Origin of the sequence: Actinobaculum sp. 313 (genome assembly GCF_003073475.1) — a bacterium.
GTDB lineage: Bacteria > Actinomycetota > Actinomycetes > Actinomycetales > Actinomycetaceae > Asp313.
This window is the reverse complement of sequence record NZ_CP029033.1, coordinates 2,067,666-2,085,743: the sequence shown is the minus strand read 5'-3', so window position 1 is coordinate 2,085,743 and position 18,078 is coordinate 2,067,666. Positions and strand designations below refer to the sequence as shown.

Sequence of the window (18,078 nt, the reverse complement as noted above, 5' to 3'; positions counted from 1 at the left end):
GGGCGCGAGCAAGGTCAGTCTTTGTCTGTCCAGCAGAGAAAAGGTATTGGTTTACTGTGGCGCCGATGCATCGCGCGACAGTGTAGTCAACGCGTGAAGTTGTTGCAGTCATACCGCCAATTCTAGCAGCCTGAACGATTACCGTCAGGGTGTGTCACTGGCGCCAACTCTGCCAGTGAGTGTATGCTGTTCGCATGGACGCACGATTATCGGCATCCCTGCCAGAAATCATGACTGCACGCGAGGCGGCTACGACTGGCCTCGCGTCGGAGCGTACTTTTGGCCGATGGGCGCGTGCCGGAAAGATTCCTGCGATTCGCTTGCCGAATGGCCAGGTGCGCTTCCGGCGCGCCGACATCGAGGCTCTGTTGGAGCCTCAAGCTACTCACGATGACGTGGGTAGTGATGGTCAGGAACCGCTGCCAGGACTGGGGAAGGCGTCATGATCTCGGCGCCGACCTCGCGGCCGCGGGTAGAGGCAGCGGAGCTGCCGGTGATGGTGGTGCCCCGGCGTCTGGTGATTGACGAGGGCCTCTCGTATGCGGCGCTGGGTGTGTATCTCGTGATTGCGAGCGTGGTGGAGGGGGTCTCGCCCGATGGTCACGAGCTTGTCGGCCGTGGACTCAGCCAGGACGAGATCATTGCCGCGATCGAGGAGCTGCGTGATCGTGGGCTCGTGCAGAGGAGACAATCATGACGGATACGCCTGAGTATTTCGTTGTTCGCCGGTCTTCGACCGCCCTCTCTAATGCGGTCATCCATGACCGGGAGCTCTCCCTGCCAGCGTTGAGTCTGCTCATGGTCTCGCTCTCGCTTCCACCAGGCGCGCCGCGTGGCTATAGAGCGTTTATGGGCCGTGGACTGGGGGAGAAGGCCATCCGTCGCGGGCTTCGTGAGTTGGAAGAGCAGGGGTACCGGTTCCGGTTCCGTGCGCGGCGGGAGGGTCAGGTACGGGAGATCACCGTGATATCGGATACGCCGATCAGCGTGGAGGAGGCCCGCGCCGAGGTTACCGGCATGATGAGCTCTGGGATGCTGCGCACCGCCACCCTCGGCGCCTGTGTCTCACACCCGGACTCCGAGTTTTCCACAGGCAAGACGGAGGCACAGCCTGTGGATAACCGCCGTGCGGCAGATGTTGCCGCACGGTCTGAGCAGCGGAAACACTCGCCGGAAGATTCCACCGTGCCGTGCTCTAGCGCGGCACGGTCAAGCGCGGCACATACTTCTAACGAAGTATCCAAGAATTCCTCGTTACACTCGGAATTCCCTTCCAACCAACCAGCGGCTCAGCCGCCGGATGGTGTGGTTGGTGGAGACGCCCCGCCACCACGGGATCCACCGGGTGAGCCGCAGTCCGAGGCCGATGGCCCGGACTGGCAGCTGATCACCGCATGCATACCCGCACCGATGCGCACTGGTCTCACCCCGGCCGCCGGCCGACGGATCACGGCCGCGCTGCGCCACGCACAGGCGACCGGCTGGACCACGGGAGCGATCTACCGGGCACTTAACGCCAACCCCTGGCCGACCTCGCCCCAGAATCCCGCTGGCCTCACCATCCACCGCGTCACGGAGCTCGCGCAGAGTCCTGCACCCCTCACACGCGCACGTCGGGCGGCTGCACCGGTCGCTGATCCGGCGGAGCCGACCGGTCCTATGCCGACGGAGGTGCGCGAACAGCTGCAGGAGCTGGTGGCGCGCCTGCGCGCCAGGAGGACACCGACGAAGTCCGATCAAGATAACGGAAGGAAAGCATCATGAGCGAAAAGACTGCCCGGTGGGCCGCGGGGACGGGTGCCATGCTGATCGGCCTGGGGCTGAGCCTCGGGGGCGCAGCGTGGGCCGATGAGACGGAGCCGGACCCGAGCCCGACTGTGGCGCCTATCGAGGAGCCGGTAGAGCCGGATCCTGTGGCGCCGACGAATCCGGAGCCTGAGCCCACGACTGCGCCGACGAGTGACCCGGCGCCGGTCGAGGAGCCCACCACCGAGCCAGACCCGATACAGCCGACAGAGGCCCCGGAGCCTGAGCCTACGACGGCGCCAGCGGAGCCGTCGGTGACGCCGGTAGAGCCCGCGCCGGCTGAGCCTGCCCCGGTGGTGACCGTACCGGCCACGGTGCCGGCGCCGGCGCAGACGGTAGGCCCTCGCGTGCAGGCGGCCGGGCAGGCGCCTGTGGCTGATCCTGCACAGAGTACGACCGGGCAGCGGCCCGTGGGCGGGCCGACATCGCGGATGAGTGAGGTACTACGCGCTGTGGTGTGGCAGGCCACGGATGCCCGCGGCCGCGCCGAGGCGCAGGCAGCGGCCGACCCGGCAGCGACTACGCCACAGGCCACCAGCGCGGCTGGTGTGCCGACAGAGCTGCCGCTGACAGGTGATGAGACTGGCCTCTTAACCGTGTTCGCCGGCAGCCTGATGGCCGCTGGTGGCGGCCTGATGCTCTGGGCGCGCAGAGCCCGCGCGTAGATTTCTGAGGCCGGGCTGCGGCCCGGCCATGATCAGGGCTCACGGACTATGTGGGCCACATGTATGGGATAGAGAGGAGGCCATGTGATGGATGTGTCACTGGTCGGCAATCTTACTGAGGCGCCCGAGTTTGCGGGGGATGAGTCCACGGCGCGGGCGTCGCTGACTGTGGCTGTGTCTGAGTCGTATCGGACGGCAGAGGGCACCTGGCAGAGCGGCGAGACGATGTTTTGGCAGTGCTGGGCCTGGGGCAAAAAGGCAATGGCTATCCGGGATGCAGGCTGGGTGAAGGGAGCGGCGGTGGTGGTGCAGGGCACGCTGCGTGCCAATGTCTGGCGTGACCGTGACGGGCAGACACATCGCCGCACGGTCGTGGATGTGCGGGCCGCAGGGCTAGATATTACGCGGCCGGTACCGGCCAGCGTGGCACAGCGCCGCCAGGAGACGCTTGGTGTAGGGGAGGACCGGACGCATGCGTGGGATACGCCTCCGGCGCCAGCCGACTGAGCCAGAACCTGCCGCCGAGCCCGGGACCAGCACGGCGCCAGATGCTGAGGCGGCCTGGCAGAGTGTGGAGTTGCCACGGAACCATGTGCGCATGCGCACGGCGCTGCGCGTGATCATAGCTGGCGCGCTGGTCCTGCTAGCTGGTCTCGGGGTGCGATCAGCAGTAGCAGGCCCGACGGCGACCGTGGCAGCGCCACAGACCATCGAGGCCAGTGAGCCGGACGCAGCGGCCGTGGCGTCCACTGCGGAGTATGTTGCCCGGGCCTGGATGACCCTGGATGATCCATCCTCGCGCGCCTCCCGCCTGTCACGGGCGTGGGACGAGCCCGGCACTGCAGGCTGGAGCGGTGAGGGCGGTCTGGAGACGCGCGGATCGACCTACGTGGTGGCGACCGAGGTCGTGGACGAGGACGTGATCGATGTTACCGTCGCGGTCTATGTCGCCGGTGGCGAGGATGGCCCGGCCGGCTGGGTCGGCGTCCTCGTGCCGATGCAGCTCGTGGATGGCCGGGCTAGTGTGCGCGCCGAGCCCAAGCTCGTCGGCGTGCCCGACCCGGCCCGCCTACCAGCCGTACCGCTCGTCGAGGAGGACCGCACCCTGACCGGCGAGACCCGCAGCGACGTCGACCGCTTCTTTACCGCGTGGGCCAGCGGGGACGCGACCGGGGTGACCGCACCGGGTGTTGAGATTCCGACGCCACCGGCGGGCCTGGCGGCGGCCGAACTAACCGCCTGGACCGTGACCGCGGGCAGCGGCGATACGCGCTCCGGGACAGCCACTGTGCGCTTGACCATCGGTCAGGCCACCATCACGTCGACCTATCAGGTCGAGATCACTCGCGTGACGACCTCCGACGGTGCAGACCGTTGGCAAGTCACCAATATCTCATAACACATTGGAGGGATTCTTATGTCGCTAGCAGATTACACCGGCGATGCAATTAAAGACTGGATTCTCACGTTGGCAGGTACAGCGCTCATCGCGATCTTGGCTGTCTTTTTTGTTGGCGCATTAGCACGCTCGGAGTGGGGCAAAATGGTCGGCCTATTCGTGGGAGCCGTCATAGCGGCCCTGTTCGTGTTTATGCCGGATACAGCGGTGGGCCTGCTTAAGGCCGTCGCCTCATCAATCTTGCCATCATGACCGGACGAGTGCTCACACGGGCGTTCAGCTTTGAGACTCGTCAACATTCGGTCTTGGGCTGGGACCTGGGTGAAGGGGTACCACGCCGCCCCGCCGTTATCTGCGCGGTGATCGTCATCGTCTGGGCAGGGTTACTGACCTTGGTCGTCGGACCACCAAGTCGCCGCACGTTCATCTTCTACGTGGCTGTGCCAGGAGTTATCGCGTGGTTCGGCTTTTCGCCGTCCGGGCTGATCCCACGCAGGAGGCGCATCACGATGTGGGTGCTCAGGGCACGGTATATCCTGATCGGCCACGCCGGCGTCATCAATGGCGGCGTGACGCGCAGACGCCACGACCTGCTGCACATACGGGAGCGGATCACGTTGACCTGGTGGCGACGCACATTCGGGTCACGGGCACGTGATTGGGACCCGTGGACGCCACAGGCGGCCGCCTCACGGCCCGTCGGGCCAGGACCGACCGTCAGGATCGGGCAGCGCGTGCGCGTGCTCGGCTTCGACGCTATGACACCACTACGAGAGGACTAGCTAGATGGGTATTCTGCAATCGCTGAGCCGCACATTTGGTATTCCTGAGGCACTGTCTGTGCCGCTGCCGCACTACAGGCTCCTGTCTGATGGGCTGATCGTCTCGGACGATCGAGCACAGGCGTGGTTCACCGTTTCGGCCGCGTCCTCGCAGATGCTGACCGTCCAGGAGAGGGCTGACGAGGCAGGCCGCGTCATTACGGCCGCACAGCGTATCCTTGGCGACCGTGCCTGTCAGTTGCGGATCATGTGGGGACGCATCGACGGCGCCACCTATACGCCCGGCCATGAGATGACCCCGTGGGCGCAGGCCCGGCGCCAAGGGATTAGCGATCTTGGCCTGGCTGAGCGGCACGTCCTGCTCGGCATCGACATCGAGGACCGCCACACGGCCGCCGTCTTGCAAGCGTTGCGCCGGGCGACTGACTGGGTTGGTGGTGATGCACGCGCGATTCCGCGGCGGGAGCTGGCGAGTCTGGACCGGACGATGAGGCAGTTCGCCCGCATGCTGCAGGACACACCGCTGCGGGCGCGGCCCGCACCGGTGGAGACCCTGGCGTGGATGCTCGCACACGACCAATATCGCACCATGCGACCATTGGCCGGCGAGGGCACCGTCACCGGTGCCCGGCTCGCGCGGCTGACCCGGGGCCGCGCAATCCCGTGGCCAGACCACATACGCCACTATGGTGCCGACGGCACCGAGACCGCCTACACGACGCTCCTCGCATTGAGCGAGTTTCCCGAAAAGCTCGAGGTGCCGGGTAACGGGGAGTGGCTGCTGACCCTGTCGCGTGTATCCCGGCGAGGTATCGAGGGGGAGCCGGATGAGGTCCGTATCTACCCGCAGGCCGACGTACGCTTCGAAGTGTTGACGTCCGCGGCAGGGCTCGGCAAGGTCGAGAAAGTCCGTAAATCCGCCAAAGAACAGCGGCGCGAAGCGTCACGCTCCAGCGCCGGGGAGACTGATCTCAATATTGCGATGGCGGAGGCGGAGATGGAGCAGCTGGCCGCAGAAATCCAGCGCGGCCGCGTCGAACTCGTCCACGCCAGCTGCATCATCTCCGTCACTGAGGCGTCTCGGGAGGCCCTGGAGGCCAGCGTGACAGCGCTCCAGGCACACTATGCCGAGTACGGCATCACGGTGGACGTGCTGGCAGACCAGCAGCGGGAGGCGTGGATGCAGACGATGCCGTGCGACCAGGTCCGCACCGGAGACCTATCACACGTCATGGATGCCCCGCCTTCTTCGGCTCGTGGTTCTGGGGCGGCAGTGTCGTCGGCGATGATGTCGGGCCGGCTATCGGTTATACCACCGGAGCGACCGCCTCAATCGTGCGCCTGCACCCGACCGAGGCACCCCGGCGGGGCGACACATCAACCATCGCCATCGTCGGCAAGGGCGGCCGCGGTAAAACCACCGCGATGCAGCTGCTCGCGTTGGACGCGGCCGACGAAGGAGCCTGGGTGCCGCTCCTCGACCTCAAGGGAGACCTCGACAACCAGTACGGTGGGATCGTGGCCTGTGCGGCCGAGTACGGTATCCCAGCTGACGCTGTGGCCGTCGACGGGCGATTCGCCGGCGCAGCAGACCTTCTACGCCTCTCGACCCCTGAGGAGGCCCTCTCGGCGTCGCATGGACAGCTGATGCTGCTCATCTCGGAAGCTCTTCGCGTGCGGGCCCAGCCCGTGCTCATGGAGCACATCGCCCGGCTCGTCGAGTCCGGAGAGGAGCGCTCCACCGCACGCCTCATCAACATCATGGCCGCATCCGCCGATGACACGGCGCAGCGGATCGCCGGCGAACTGACCGCCTGGCGCAGCGACATCTACGGGAGCGCAATTGTTGGCCGGGCTGACGGTGGAGCCCTGCTGGGCACCGGGCCCGGCATCCACCTCATCCGCTGTCCCGGCATGGTACCACCGGCCGCAGATACTCCGCCGGCCGACTGGTCCACCAGTGAGCGCGTCCAGGCCGCCGTCATTCGCGGACTGCTCGCCTGGCTCACCCAGATCGGCTCCCGGCAAACCCTCCGGGATCAGCGAAAAATGGTGTGCCTTCCTGAGGCGCATATGCTGACCGCGACCCGCGAAGGCGCCGCCTTTTTGGACAGGACGGCGCGTATGGGCCGTGCAATGGGCCAAACACTGGTTGTCGACACGCAGGACACGGCGAGCATCGCGGACCATGATGGAATCATGGAGCAGCTCGTCGCCGTGATGGCCTTCAGTCAGGACACCGAGGCGCAGCAGACCGCCTTGGCCAAGCTCCTCGGATTAGAGCCAACAGAGGCGGCCCGGATTGCTGTCAGGGACGTGTCCGTCGACCCACACACCGGTGCTAAATGGTCAGGTCACTGCTATATGCGCGATCCACGGCGCAGGGTTGCCTCCGTGCAGATCGCCTACCCGAATAGCCGGGTAGCTGATCTGCTGTCCACTGATCCGACACATGCACGGAAGGAAGCAGCATGACCACCACACTAACAGCCCGCCTCATCTCCGCAGCCGCGATCACCGCCGCGCTCCTCAGCGCGTGCTCTCACGAGCCAACCGCGGCCGACAAGACCGAGGACGGTGTACGAGCCGCGCTGACCGAATATGTCGAGGTCGCTGTACACGGTGACCGCACCGCCGAACAACAGGAGCTCATATGTACCACGATTTACACGGCAGAATACGCGAGCCGCGCGGATTGTGAGCCGCCCTACGAATACACATCCAACTCGACATGGTATGAGCTCGCCTCCATCGACTCTGTCGTCATCGATGGAGATAAGGCCACCGTCCGCTGGCAGTGGCATGGACGAGACTCACTGACAACTGTTGAGACCACTGACACTTTCTACTACCAGGGGGGACGATGGCGCTACCAGTACGACGGCTAGGCCGTCGCGGCGCCCTGGCAGGCCTGCTGCTCATCCTTGGAGCCGTGCTCCTGCCGGCCAGTAGCGCGCTGGCCGATGACCCCGAGGTCGACCCGACCGTCTACCAGCCCGACGGTGTCGGATCCCTGTTCAGCGTGCCGGACATGAGGCAGGGGCAGGATCCGACCCTATTTGAGGCATATCCGGATGGCGCCTGGGTCACCGACTGGAAATCCACCGGCTGGACCCACGTCGTCGACAATACTGTTGACCCGGTCCTCAACGGCATCACCAACGTGCTGCTCGGTGGCACGAAGGCGGTCACGCGCGCGGCGATCGCCTTCTCCTACCAGATGGCGCACTTCGACATGTTCGGCATGCTCTCCAGTGATATCACCGAGATGGTCCGCGCGGTGGCCACCACCGCGATCGACTGGCTGCTGCCGACCTGTTTGGCCATCGGTGCCGTCCTTGTCCTCGCCAAGCTCGGAGTGGGCACAGGAGATGCCCTGCGTCAGTTCGGCGCCCTTGTCCTGGCTGGCGTAATCGGCATGTCCCTTGCCGTGGTCCCGGAGCTATGGACCGGGACCATGACCGCCATCCGACAGGCCGGTGCTGAGACCACCGCCAAAGCGGCAGAGGCGGCAGTGACCGACCTTGACAGCCCGTTTACCGGGCCGACACCGACCTATGGGTCCGATGAGACAGTGAACGCGCAGCGCCGCCAAGCAGATGCGATCTGGCGAACCTACGTCGCGATGCCGTGGTGTATCGCGGAGTTCGGCAGCCTGCGCACCTGCCAGGACTACGGCGAGGAGGTCCTCAGCCGCAGCGGAGACGACCGCGTGAAATTCATCGACAGTGACGACTTCAAGCGTGCCATGGGTGGCGACAAGTCGGATGCGTGGCAGATGACCACCGGGCAGGACGGCGCCACACGCCTAGCGATCATGCTGCCGGCGCTCCTGGTCGCCTGCCTCTTCTGCGGGCTGGTCATCTTCCTCAACGCCACCGTGCTCCTCTACTCCATGCTCGCCCTCATGTTGCTCGTTGTCGGCGTGTTCTTCGCCCTCCTGTGGGTCATTCCGGGCCGCCCACGCCAATGGGGCATGACCTGGGCCGAGAAGCTCTTCAGCTTCGTCTTCATGAGCTTCGTCGCGAACCTGATTCTCATGGTGACCATGCTCGTGGCCATGACCACCATGCGCCTCACTGGCGACTACGGGTGGGGAGTCTCCGCGCTACTGACCATCATCGCCTCCATCGCATCCCTGTTGCTCGTCCGTCACCTGCGGGAGATTCTGGGCGTGGGCTCGACTGGTCTGCTGTCCATGCTCGGCACGGGAGCGGCCATGAGCATGCTCGGCCGCCGTATCCGACCCCGCCGACCCGGTCGGCACGCCACCAGGCCCGACACGGGCAGCGAGGCATCGGCTGACAGTACCGCCAGCAGTGGCACGACGACCGGCGGAGCTCCGCGGCCCCACCGCGTGATCGACAGGCCGCAGCCGCATCGGCCGGCCGGACCAACCAGGCCCGGACGGCGTCGCCGGACCGGGACCCGGGATACGGAGCCGGTGCCCGCCGTCGTCGCGTCACCGCGCCTGACCGCAGGCCCGGCCACCGCCACGCCGGTTACAAGTGAGACGGCCGCCGCGCCGCGCCGCATCCCACAAACCCCGCCAGGCACGACCACAGATAACGAGCCCACGGTACCGGGTGTGGACGGGCGGTCGGCTGCGGGTGCGAATGCTCCACAGCCCGGCCCGCCAGCGCCCGCACCCCGGGAACTACCAGCCCGGAGGCAACCGACGGCCGAGGCGGGCGAGCCCGCAACGCGCTCGGCGCAGCCGGCCCCATCGGCGAATCGGCCCGAACCCGCCGCCATGCGGCCACAGCCAGCAGCCACGCCGCCAGCCCAGCCCGCCAACACGTCTACCGTGGCAGCATCCGCGCCGCGGCGTGAACTGCCAGGGATGACCGGCGGCGACCCGCAGCCGGCCGAACGACTGACACTGTTGCGGAGGAGGCGCAGCAATGACTGACAAATGGGACGGCCTGCTGGCCGATGGTGTGCCTGACATTCCAGCGTCACGCCGCCACGGCGGCCCTGACCGCGCGCGCCGGCTCCCGGTGATGTGGGGACGTGTCCTCGTTGCTGTCGTCGTCGTGGGCATGGTGGTCGCTGTCATCGCGTGGCTGTGGGTACACCCCACGAGTAGCCAGGTGCCGGACTCAGCGACTGCCACCACCATACGCACGGACGCGACGGGTGAGCCGAGTGCGGTGCCGACCTGGTCCTATGTCACCGAGACCGCGCCAGTGCCTGAGATCGCTCAGCGGGGCCCGGCCGTCGCTGACGAGTTCTTGCGCCTCATCTATCAGTCTGCGGATTGGTGGGAGGTTGACGACCAGCTCGCCGACATCGCGACCGACCAGGTGCGCTACGAGCTCATCGAGTACCCGGAGCTCCACGCACCCGTCGACGGCGCGATTGCCGGCATCGAGTACACCGACGTCACCGACACGTCGGCCGGCACGTGGAGTGCCACCGCACAGATCACCACCAACACCGGCCACCAGGTCACCGGTGCGATCACTGCGGAAGCGACTGAGGACGGCTGGCGGGTCGCGAGCTGGGAGACAGCACCGTGATCCGCAACAGGCTCGCCCTCAGCGCCGCCGGCGGCCTCCTGGTCACCATGGTGGCGTTCGGCGCGCTCATCATGCTGCCCATCATCGTGGTCGGTGGCGCCGAGTCCAATGACACGACCGGCCAACAGGCCGCTGCCGTGACCGGTCACGGCCTGTCCGACAAGGTGTCGGCCGAGTACCGCGACATCGTCCTGCGCGCCGGCCAGATCTGCGACGACGTCACCCCAGCGGTGATCGCCGCGCAGATCGAGCAGGAGTCCGGCTGGCGGCCCGAAGCGACCAGCCCTGCCGGCGCCCAAGGAATCTCCCAGTTCATGCCCGGCACGTGGGCCTCCCACGGTATGGATGGCGACGGCGACGGCCATGTCGATATATGGAATCCTGCGGATGCGATCTGGTCTCAAGGGCACTACATGTGCCGCCTGCGTACCAGCGTGCTCGCTCTACGCGCCGAGGGCACTATCTCCGGCTCAACTCTCGACCTGACCCTGGCCGCCTATAATGCCGGCCTAGGCAACGTTCAAGCCGCCGGCGGCGTGCCACGCTTCGCCGAGACGACCCGATACATCAGCCGCATCCACGCTCTGATCCCTACCTATCAAGCCCCTACCGCAGCCGCTGGCAGCGGACAGGAGGCCGTCGTCGAGGCCGGCCGCCCCTACCTCGGCCGCCCCTACCGCGGCGAAGGCGCCGGCGGCATGGACTGCTGCACCTTCGTCCAAACTGCCGTCCGTGACGCGCTCGGCATCACCCTGCCCATGTACACCCCCGGCCATCCACTCGCCACCGCGAAGTGTGAGGCGAGCATGATGCGCGCCGAGGCATACGGCGGACAGCAGATCCCGCTGGCCGACGCCAGACCCGGAGACCTCGTGTTCTTCCAATCCGCCGCCGTGTCACCATCCATCGATTTTGTGACGCACGTCGGCATTTACATGGGCGACGGGCAGGTCATGGATTCCAGCCCCGGCCGAGGCGTCGCAATCACCGACCTGTCCCGCTACGCAACCTCCGATCCCATCCTTGATATCGCTGTCCGACTACCCACCAATTAATAGGAAGGAACCGTTCGATGACTAATCCCCGCTCATTCGCCCGTGAGAGTGGCACGTGGCGCGCCATCAATATCACCATCCCGGACGAGGTCTACCAGATCATCCGGCGAGAGAAATATGCACGTGAAACCACCTACGCAGAAGTCATCACGCACGCCATCCTCACCACCTACGCGCCCCACACGAAGGACAAGACCAATGAGACCGAAACCCGTTGATATCTACGCTCTTAAACGCGCCGCATCGCTCACGGCGGCGGCCGCCATGATTCTCGCGATGTGCCATTACGTCACCCGGATAGATACCAGCGGAATCGCGTTACGCGCCCTACCCTATATCGCTTCCGGCGTCGCACTGACAGCGATCACTGCGCCCATCCTCTTTGCGCTCTTTTACCACCAGGACCGGCACTCACTGCTGCGCACAATCGGCTGGTCATGGGCCGCCTCAATCGCGGCGATTATCACCGTGTGGAGCCTGTACGGCATCATCCTCATCAACCTCGGATACACAACCATCTAACACTGCGGAAACACCGGAGGAAACAATGCAGAAAACAGTCCTCATCGACGGCATCGACGCCACCACAAACGACGTCCAAACCATCACATTCGCGCTCGGAAAACAGTCCTACGAAATCGACCTAGGCCCCGAGAACCGGCAGCGACTAACCGACGCCCTCAACCCGTTCATCAACCACGCACGACGGACCCGTAAACCAGCTCCGCAAACGACGCGAAACGCGGCACAAACCAGCCGGAAAACAATCCGCGAATGGGCACGAAACAACGGCTACACCGTCGCCGAATCCGGCAAACTACCCGCCGACATAATCAACGCCTACACCCACGCACACTCGGCCGACTAAGGAGCCTCCCATGACCATTCCAGCCCACCACACCACACACAATTTCCCTGTTCATACGCCCGTTCACACGGTCACAAGTAGCCTTGACACCCCACCCAGCGTGATTCCACACAAAAGTGGCGGTCACACGCTTGACCACCCTCCCCCTACGTCTACGACTCCGAGAGAGGGTGGTCAAGCGTGTGACCTTGGAAAGGTAACGCTGGGTGGGGTGTCAAGGCAAAACAAGAAGAACAGGGAAAAGGAACAGTGGGCTGGAATGGTCCAGAACGTACCTAAACCTCACGTACATGAGTGGTCCCGAAAAGAAGGTGCCTGATGAGTACTAATGCGATCTATACAACCTTGGAATTGCTGGCGAAATTCCGTTTCGTGCCAGCAGCGATTATTGGCCGAGAAGTATTCCCGCACGTGTCCAACACGTCCCGCGCCCCAATGACGTCACGTGTCCTCAAACGGCTCCGCGAGGACGGGCTCATCGATCGGCAAATGGTGCTCGGCCGAACCTGGGTCCATTGGCTCACCGAGGCCGGTGCACACGCACTGGATGTTGAAGGCGGGAAAGGGGGAGTCAAGCTCGCCGAATATGAGCATGATCTGGCGATCGTCCACCTCTACCTCACACTCCGAGAGCACCCTCTCGTCGAGCGGATCATCACTGAGCGCGAGGCGCGCTCCGAATGCCCCGATGCGGAGAATAATCCGTGGGCCATCCCCATCACTCGGCAATCCGGAAAAGCCGACTATGCCTGGCCCGACATTATCACCGTCGGGCCAAACGGCCGGTGGGGCCACGAGGTCGAATGGACCCGAAAAAACAAACAAAGGCTCCGCCTGCTCATGCTGGCCTACGGCCACCACGCGGATTACACCGGAGGCGTTTACTACACCACACCGCAAACCAGCACGCTTATCAACGAAGCTGCCACCACGGTTAATGACCGGCTCTGGGAATCCGGATACGGCCGCCAAATCATCACCCGAAACCTCACAGACACGATCTGAGAAATGCCATGAGTATCCCGACACCGAAACTCCGGATGACCCGCGACGCGGCACCGCCAAGCGATGCCCGCGCCATTCGCCGCGGCATCATCCTCATCACCGCATTAACCAACATCATCGCCACAGCAATAACCCTCGTCATCGTCGCCGCCGTCCGGTGGGCCGGCCGGGACAAAATCCGCGGCTGGCACCTCCTCATCGTTGGCCTGGCCACCAGTATGCTCGGGGTCCTCCTCGGCTGGCCAACCGCCTACGCCGCCCCATGGACCGAGGTCATTGACACGCTGCGGACCCCGCCGCTCGACCTGACCGCGGTCGCCACGCTCGCCTCCACCACCTGGCCGACCTGGGCGGCCGGCCAGGTCCCCTTCGCCGCCTGCCTCGGCCTAACGGCCGCCGGCATCTATCTCGCCTGGCGCGACCGCTACAGGAAAACCTGGCAGACCACCGCCACGCCGACCGCCGCCAGCACACGTGCGATCACCGCCGCCAAACACCGCCTCGACAAAACCATCGCACACGCCAAACCCGCCCCGACGCCAGACCAGCTCACCCTGCCCCTCGGCATCGACGCCACCACCGCCAGGCCCGTCACCATACCCGCCAGTGTCATCCGGACCCACGCACTCGTCATCGGCCCGACCGGCGTCGGCAAAACGGAGGCCCTCAAGCGTCTCCTCTGGGCGACCTGCGCACAACCAGCAGCCCGTGCACTGCACATCCCGGCCGTCGTCATCGACATGAAAGCCGACCCGGACCTCGCCGCATGGATGCAAGCCCAGGCGGCCGAACTCGGCCGCCCCTACCACCGCATCACCGTCAACCCGGCCACCTCGACCAGCGGATACAACCCCCTCGCCGGCCGCACCGCCGACGAGATCGCCGACGCCGTGTACGAAGTCCTCTTCGCACATGACACCAGTCTCAACCAGCACTATGCCACCCTCTCCCGGCGACTCATCCAAGTCGCCTCCCGGACGCTCGTCGACCTCGCCGACAACCAGGTCCTCCTAAGCCCAGGACGCCCCTGGACAGTCAACCTGCCCAACCTCGCCCGTCTCTGCTCCACCGCCGAGCTTCGCCTCATCCTGCCCGACGTCACCCCACCAACCGCTCAGATCATCAGCCGATACCTCACCGACCTCAAAGCCTCCAGCGCCGAGAAAGACGCCGGTGACGCACGAGACCGGCTCATCACTATCACCGACACCACCATCGGCGCCATCCTCGGCACACCCGGCCTCACACTCCGCACCGCCATCGCCGACGGCGCCCTCATCTGCTTCTCGCTCGACTCGGCCGGCTCTCCCGAATCCGCACGCGCACTCGGCAGACTCGCCATCCACGACCTCACCGCAACCCTGCCACACCTGCCTGTCGGATGGGCCGGGCTCTGCCCCATCGTCCTCGACGAGTTCGGCGCCCTCGCCAGCCCCAAAGTCTCCGACCTCTACGCCCGGGCACGCTCCGCCGGCGGCGCCGTCGTCCTCGCCACCCAAGACCTCGACTCCGACCTCACCGCCGTCAGCGCACAATTCGCCGGCACCGTACGCACCAACGCGAACCTCTGGATCGTCATGCGGCAAACCCGCGGCGACGTCGCCGAATCCATCGCGCACGACATCGGCACAAGAGCCGGATGGAAGGAAACCATACAAACCACCGACGACTGGGACCCCCTCGGCGGGCTGCACGCCGCCTCCGGCGTCGGCAGCCTCCGCCAAGTCGACGAATACATCATCCACCCAAACGAGCTGCGCGACCTGCCCGCCGGTACCGCCATCATCATGACGAAACTCCCGCCGACACCCTCCACCACCACCACGCCGACACCACCATCTACCGCACCCACATCGCCCAAGCCCCACAAGCGACACCCGCCAACCCACGCCGCACACCAGCGGCCAACGTCGCACCACGGCGGACGCCGCGAAGCGGCGAGGATGGCCCGGCCGAGCAAACACCACCACCGCCCCCACCGCCAGACGACGCCTGGTGAGGCGGCCAGGCCCACGCGCCAGTAGTGAGCGTGACGACGGCATGTGCTCCTTCCGCGGGTGTTTGACCATGGAGCCTGCCGGGCGTCCACTCGCCCGTCAAGCCTGTCGGCCTGATCTGTCCCACACCGCTACGCGGCATGCGACAGATCACCCCGCCATCCGGCTTGACAGGCTCCCTCCCACCCGGCCCAGCGGCACCATCAAACACCCACCAGGGAAGGAGACATCATGACCATCACGATCTACACCACCACCAGCTGCCAAGCCTGCCACCTCACCAAACGCGCACTCGACCGCCGAGGCATCACCTACCGCGAGCTCGACGCTGCCGCGCACCGCGACCAACTCATCAGCGCGGGCTGCCAGCAGCTCCCCGTTATCGTGACACCGACCGAGACCTGGACCGGCTACCGCCCCGACAAACTCGCCAACATCCGACGTACCGCATGAGGCGCGGACGGGCACGTGGCCCCCGGGGACAAACCCCGGGGGCCACAACTACGTCACAATCACGAGACCCCACACCACAGGCCTCACGCAGGCCGATCCTCGCCCGATATAGTCCGCACGTGCTCACCCAGGCAGCCCCCTGCCCACCTGTGGACCGCCCGGGCGCCCGGAGCGCCCCACCGGCCCACACGTGGACAGCGGGACCCCAACAACCACCCGCACACACCTGCCACGATCCCGCGCGGCAGGTGTGCACGGCCTACCAACCACCAGCGAGACACGACAGTAGTCACGTAGCTATTTTCCATTCCCCCTGCCGCATTATGGCCCGCGCCGTGCTCCGCGCAAGTCCCACCCTCCGGCTGGGACCGGCCTATCCCTGATGTACGCCACACCGCTACGCGGCATGCCGTACATCACCGATAGACCGCCCTACGGGTTGACACTACGCTCCCAACGGCCCAGGAAGAGAGCAGGTAAGGGGTAATGGAAAACAATGCCAAACATGGCCAGCAGTCGGCACACGCCCTTGTGCACGCCGATACACGCCTGGCATAATGGGACTGGGTACACAGCTCGTAACCGTGTACCCAGTGTGAGTTGCTATCGCAGCAGTGCTATCAGCAGTGCCACGATGGCAATAGCAAGGTTAAAAGCCTGGAGCTGCGCGATCCTAAGCACGGCGCGCAGTATCCGGGCTTTTTCCTCACCCGACGTCTCGCGTTTCCGCTTACCCATCGACCTCACCTCCCCTCACCGACACAGAACTCAGCAAAGTTACAATTTGTGAGAGCTCTGGTCCAGCCCAAGGGAGCCACTCCCAGAATACAGCGCACCACCGACACAAAACAGGCCTAAGCAGCCCCGTCAACCGCGCGACGCAGGGCCTCCTGCGCCGGCAGCACATAGCGCTGAGTCGTCGTGAGCTGGGAATGCCCCAGAAGGAGTTGTACAGCGACGATATCGTGATCCACAGCGTACGCACGAGTACCAAACCGATGCCGAAGAGTATGCATCGTCCACGGAGACGGCAAAACCCGAGCCCCAAGCTTTGACACCCACCGCGACGACAAGTGCCCGTCAATCTTCCCGGGAAACAACCAGCCACCTGTACGATCTGTGATACGCACAAAATCCTCGTAAATATCCGCCGGCATCGGAACAGGCCGATGACGACCACCCTTACCCCGCACAAGCAGCACCGGACCGAACAAATCATGCGTAAGATCCCGCCGATGAGCCCGTGCGATCTCACAACACCGCAAACCCATACACGCCGCCATACGAATAATCATCCCAACACGCAAATCCGTATGAGCCAACGCCTCCGCCAAAACCTCCTCAGGCGCCGGACGCGCCAAAGGAATTGATCGGCGCACCATCGGCAAACTGGCCGCAGGATTCTCCCAACCCCACATACGCGAAACACAACCAAAGAAACCACGCAGTGAGACATACATAGAATGCCGGGTCTCAGGCGCCCAACGCTGCGCACCTACCCACCGCAACAACTGCTCCTCCGTCACCTCCTCAGGAGCCAGCCCACAAGCACGCGCAAACGTCCGGATATGACGCAAACGCGTGACAATAGTACTTTCAGACCGACCGCCAGCACGCAGGAATAACTCCCACGCATCCAACGCCGTCTCCCACTCCGGAGGAGCCTGCCAAACCCAAGGTGAATGTAGTGAGCGCATGCCCACATTCTGCGATCAACGATTCCGTCAGAACACCCACGATCAACAGGTGGCAGGCCTCACGCAACCAACACCCAACCACCGCCAGCATCCCGGTATACGGCGAAAGCTCCAAACCCGGAGGTCGGAGGTTCAAATCCTCCCCCCGCCACTGAATCAAGGGGCCGACCCGAAAGGACCGGCCCCTTCGCCTTCCCCGGAACAAACGGCGCAGGGAGCCTGACCCATAGACGGCCGAACCTGTCTCCAGAACTGGTACAATGGCCTATATCTGCGCGAGGTAGATTATCTACGCGTGGCATGTCACCCAGGCGGCCGGGCGGCCGAGGTAGTTCATCGCCGGACAGCAGTGAAAGGCTCGCTATGTCTTTACCGTCAGTGACTCTGGATCGCATAGAGTCATTGCTTCGCCCTAACGATGGAGCAGTGCGCCGTGACGGCGATATTCTGCGGCGCAGTTACTCCGATGTAGTCACAGAAGTGCGCCGTCGGGAGAAGATACTCGCCGTCACCGCGATATCGACGGTTCATTACACCGATGCGCGTGATTGTGCATCGGCGCTTGAACTCGTTGCCGGTCCCGGCGCAGCTGGGCTGCTGGCGGCATGCAGTGTGGAGAGAGTTGCTGATGGTTGCCGCATAAAGGCGTCCTTCGATGCAGTGATCAGTGCCGGTGCAACCGATGTGCAGCTATTGAGTCTCGTACGCCGCGCGATTGATATCTGTGCGTCCACCGTGACCGAGCACGATCAGCGGATCGCCGAGATCGTGGCGGAGCGTCGCGACGGTACGGAGCGCGGCACAGGAACGGAAGAGTAGCGAGTGGCCG

General features: G+C 64.9%; 22 protein-coding genes. 20 read left to right on the top strand and 2 right to left on the bottom strand.

Annotated features, from left to right (window positions below; all coding sequences use genetic code 11):
* Positions 1 to 194: 194 nt before the first annotated feature.
* From DDD63_RS09035 to DDD63_RS08945, 19 genes are all read left to right on the top strand, one after another.
* Complete coding sequence (locus tag DDD63_RS09035; RefSeq protein ID WP_108716093.1) at positions 195 to 446, top strand: helix-turn-helix domain-containing protein; 252 nt, start codon at positions 195 to 197, stop codon at positions 444 to 446.
* Positions 443 to 697: a hypothetical protein gene (locus tag DDD63_RS09030; RefSeq protein ID WP_108716092.1), complete on the top strand. Its 255-nt coding sequence runs from the start codon at positions 443 to 445 to the stop codon at positions 695 to 697. The genes DDD63_RS09035 and DDD63_RS09030 overlap by 4 nt, the downstream gene beginning before the upstream one ends.
* Positions 694 to 1,764, top strand: a complete 1,071-nt coding sequence (locus DDD63_RS09025) for a hypothetical protein (protein ID WP_108716091.1) — start codon at positions 694 to 696, stop codon at positions 1,762 to 1,764. Before DDD63_RS09030 ends, DDD63_RS09025 begins: the two co-directional genes overlap by 4 nt.
* On the top strand, positions 1,761 to 2,471 hold the full coding sequence (locus DDD63_RS13210) for an LPXTG cell wall anchor domain-containing protein (protein ID WP_108716090.1): 711 nt from the start codon (positions 1,761 to 1,763) through the stop codon (positions 2,469 to 2,471). The genes DDD63_RS09025 and DDD63_RS13210 overlap by 4 nt, the downstream gene beginning before the upstream one ends.
* Before the next feature lie 87 nt (positions 2,472 to 2,558).
* Positions 2,559 to 2,978, top strand: a complete 420-nt coding sequence (locus DDD63_RS09015; protein WP_108716089.1) for a single-stranded DNA-binding protein — start codon at positions 2,559 to 2,561, stop codon at positions 2,976 to 2,978.
* 91 nt (positions 2,979 to 3,069) lie between these two features.
* Complete coding sequence (locus DDD63_RS09010) at positions 3,070 to 3,870, top strand: hypothetical protein (protein WP_205647233.1); 801 nt, start codon at positions 3,070 to 3,072, stop codon at positions 3,868 to 3,870.
* Positions 3,871 to 3,888: 18 nt separating this feature from the next.
* Entirely contained in the window at positions 3,889 to 4,122 is a 234-nt protein-coding gene (locus DDD63_RS09005) for a hypothetical protein (protein ID WP_108716087.1), read from the top strand.
* A complete protein-coding gene (locus DDD63_RS09000) occupies positions 4,119 to 4,652 on the top strand; it encodes a hypothetical protein (protein WP_108716086.1) in 534 nt (177 codons plus the stop codon). Before DDD63_RS09005 ends, DDD63_RS09000 begins: the two co-directional genes overlap by 4 nt.
* 1,425 nt (positions 4,653 to 6,077) lie before the next feature.
* On the top strand, positions 6,078 to 7,127 hold the full coding sequence (locus DDD63_RS08995; protein ID WP_240611237.1) for an ATP-binding protein: 1,050 nt from the start codon (positions 6,078 to 6,080) through the stop codon (positions 7,125 to 7,127).
* Positions 7,124 to 7,540: a hypothetical protein gene (locus DDD63_RS08990; protein ID WP_108716084.1), complete on the top strand. Its 417-nt coding sequence runs from the start codon at positions 7,124 to 7,126 to the stop codon at positions 7,538 to 7,540. The genes DDD63_RS08995 and DDD63_RS08990 overlap by 4 nt, the downstream gene beginning before the upstream one ends.
* Complete coding sequence (locus DDD63_RS08985; RefSeq protein WP_125482488.1) at positions 7,516 to 9,564, top strand: hypothetical protein; 2,049 nt, start codon at positions 7,516 to 7,518, stop codon at positions 9,562 to 9,564. Before DDD63_RS08990 ends, DDD63_RS08985 begins: the two co-directional genes overlap by 25 nt.
* On the top strand, positions 9,557 to 10,174 hold the full coding sequence (locus tag DDD63_RS08980) for a hypothetical protein (RefSeq protein WP_108716082.1): 618 nt from the start codon (positions 9,557 to 9,559) through the stop codon (positions 10,172 to 10,174). Before DDD63_RS08985 ends, DDD63_RS08980 begins: the two co-directional genes overlap by 8 nt.
* Positions 10,171 to 11,229, top strand: a complete 1,059-nt coding sequence (locus DDD63_RS08975) for a lytic murein transglycosylase (RefSeq protein ID WP_108716081.1) — start codon at positions 10,171 to 10,173, stop codon at positions 11,227 to 11,229. The genes DDD63_RS08980 and DDD63_RS08975 overlap by 4 nt, the downstream gene beginning before the upstream one ends.
* 17 nt (positions 11,230 to 11,246) lie before the next feature.
* A complete protein-coding gene (locus DDD63_RS08970; protein WP_108716080.1) occupies positions 11,247 to 11,447 on the top strand; it encodes a hypothetical protein in 201 nt (66 codons plus the stop codon).
* Positions 11,428 to 11,751, top strand: coding sequence for a hypothetical protein (locus DDD63_RS08965; protein ID WP_108716079.1), 324 nt, complete (start codon positions 11,428 to 11,430; stop codon positions 11,749 to 11,751). The genes DDD63_RS08970 and DDD63_RS08965 overlap by 20 nt, the downstream gene beginning before the upstream one ends.
* Before the next feature lie 25 nt (positions 11,752 to 11,776).
* Entirely contained in the window at positions 11,777 to 12,097 is a 321-nt protein-coding gene (locus tag DDD63_RS08960) for an Lsr2 family protein (protein ID WP_108716078.1), read from the top strand.
* 318 nt (positions 12,098 to 12,415) lie between these two features.
* Entirely contained in the window at positions 12,416 to 13,102 is a 687-nt protein-coding gene (locus DDD63_RS08955) for a hypothetical protein (protein WP_108716077.1), read from the top strand.
* Between the two features lie 8 nt (positions 13,103 to 13,110).
* Positions 13,111 to 15,126 carry a type IV secretion system DNA-binding domain-containing protein gene (locus DDD63_RS08950; protein WP_108716076.1) on the top strand — a complete coding sequence of 672 codons (2,016 nt, stop codon included), beginning with the start codon at positions 13,111 to 13,113 and terminating at the stop codon, positions 15,124 to 15,126.
* Between the two features lie 204 nt (positions 15,127 to 15,330).
* A complete protein-coding gene (locus tag DDD63_RS08945) occupies positions 15,331 to 15,552 on the top strand; it encodes a glutaredoxin domain-containing protein (protein WP_108716075.1) in 222 nt (73 codons plus the stop codon).
* 603 nt (positions 15,553 to 16,155) lie between these two features.
* Here the strand turns inward: DDD63_RS08945 and DDD63_RS13205 are convergent.
* Together DDD63_RS13205 and DDD63_RS08940 are read right to left on the bottom strand one after the other, a co-directional pair.
* A complete protein-coding gene (locus tag DDD63_RS13205) occupies positions 16,156 to 16,290 on the bottom strand; it encodes a hypothetical protein (RefSeq protein WP_276308075.1) in 135 nt (44 codons plus the stop codon).
* Positions 16,291 to 16,406: 116 nt separating this feature from the next.
* Complete coding sequence (locus DDD63_RS08940) at positions 16,407 to 17,249, bottom strand: tyrosine-type recombinase/integrase (protein ID WP_205647232.1); 843 nt, start codon at positions 17,247 to 17,249, stop codon at positions 16,407 to 16,409.
* A gap of 363 nt (positions 17,250 to 17,612) precedes the next feature.
* On the opposite strand from DDD63_RS08940, the gene DDD63_RS08935 reads away from it, so the two are divergent.
* Positions 17,613 to 18,068 carry a hypothetical protein gene (locus DDD63_RS08935; protein ID WP_125482487.1) on the top strand — a complete coding sequence of 152 codons (456 nt, stop codon included), beginning with the start codon at positions 17,613 to 17,615 and terminating at the stop codon, positions 18,066 to 18,068.
* The last annotated feature ends 10 nt before the right edge of the window (positions 18,069 to 18,078 follow it).

Bases quoted from the DNA above. Each gene is read 5' to 3' on its own strand.
- DDD63_RS09015 (WP_108716089.1), top strand. From the start codon at position 2,559: ATGGATGTGTCACTGGTCGGCAATCTTACTGAGGCGCCCGAGTTTGCG.
- DDD63_RS08970 (WP_108716080.1), top strand. From the start codon at position 11,247: ATGACTAATCCCCGCTCATTCGCCCGTGAGAGTGGCACGTGGCGCGCC.
- DDD63_RS08955 (WP_108716077.1), top strand. From the start codon at position 12,416: ATGAGTACTAATGCGATCTATACAACCTTGGAATTGCTGGCGAAATTC.
- DDD63_RS13205 (WP_276308075.1), bottom strand. From the start codon at position 16,290: ATGGGTAAGCGGAAACGCGAGACGTCGGGTGAGGAAAAAGCCCGGATA.
- DDD63_RS09000 (WP_108716086.1), top strand. From the start codon at position 4,119: ATGACCGGACGAGTGCTCACACGGGCGTTCAGCTTTGAGACTCGTCAA.
- DDD63_RS13210 (WP_108716090.1), top strand. From the start codon at position 1,761: ATGAGCGAAAAGACTGCCCGGTGGGCCGCGGGGACGGGTGCCATGCTG.
- DDD63_RS08960 (WP_108716078.1), top strand. From the start codon at position 11,777: ATGCAGAAAACAGTCCTCATCGACGGCATCGACGCCACCACAAACGAC.
- DDD63_RS08965 (WP_108716079.1), top strand. From the start codon at position 11,428: ATGAGACCGAAACCCGTTGATATCTACGCTCTTAAACGCGCCGCATCG.
- DDD63_RS08980 (WP_108716082.1), top strand. From the start codon at position 9,557: ATGACTGACAAATGGGACGGCCTGCTGGCCGATGGTGTGCCTGACATT.
- DDD63_RS09030 (WP_108716092.1), top strand. From the start codon at position 443: ATGATCTCGGCGCCGACCTCGCGGCCGCGGGTAGAGGCAGCGGAGCTG.
- DDD63_RS09035 (WP_108716093.1), top strand. From the start codon at position 195: ATGGACGCACGATTATCGGCATCCCTGCCAGAAATCATGACTGCACGC.
- DDD63_RS09025 (WP_108716091.1), top strand. From the start codon at position 694: ATGACGGATACGCCTGAGTATTTCGTTGTTCGCCGGTCTTCGACCGCC.
- DDD63_RS09005 (WP_108716087.1), top strand. From the start codon at position 3,889: ATGTCGCTAGCAGATTACACCGGCGATGCAATTAAAGACTGGATTCTC.
- DDD63_RS08940 (WP_205647232.1), bottom strand. From the start codon at position 17,249: ATGCGCTCACTACATTCACCTTGGGTTTGGCAGGCTCCTCCGGAGTGG.
- DDD63_RS08990 (WP_108716084.1), top strand. From the start codon at position 7,124: ATGACCACCACACTAACAGCCCGCCTCATCTCCGCAGCCGCGATCACC.
- DDD63_RS08995 (WP_240611237.1), top strand. From the start codon at position 6,078: ATGCAGCTGCTCGCGTTGGACGCGGCCGACGAAGGAGCCTGGGTGCCG.
- DDD63_RS08950 (WP_108716076.1), top strand. From the start codon at position 13,111: ATGAGTATCCCGACACCGAAACTCCGGATGACCCGCGACGCGGCACCG.
- DDD63_RS08935 (WP_125482487.1), top strand. From the start codon at position 17,613: ATGTCTTTACCGTCAGTGACTCTGGATCGCATAGAGTCATTGCTTCGC.
- DDD63_RS09010 (WP_205647233.1), top strand. From the start codon at position 3,070: ATGCGCACGGCGCTGCGCGTGATCATAGCTGGCGCGCTGGTCCTGCTA.
- DDD63_RS08985 (WP_125482488.1), top strand. From the start codon at position 7,516: ATGGCGCTACCAGTACGACGGCTAGGCCGTCGCGGCGCCCTGGCAGGC.
- DDD63_RS08945 (WP_108716075.1), top strand. From the start codon at position 15,331: ATGACCATCACGATCTACACCACCACCAGCTGCCAAGCCTGCCACCTC.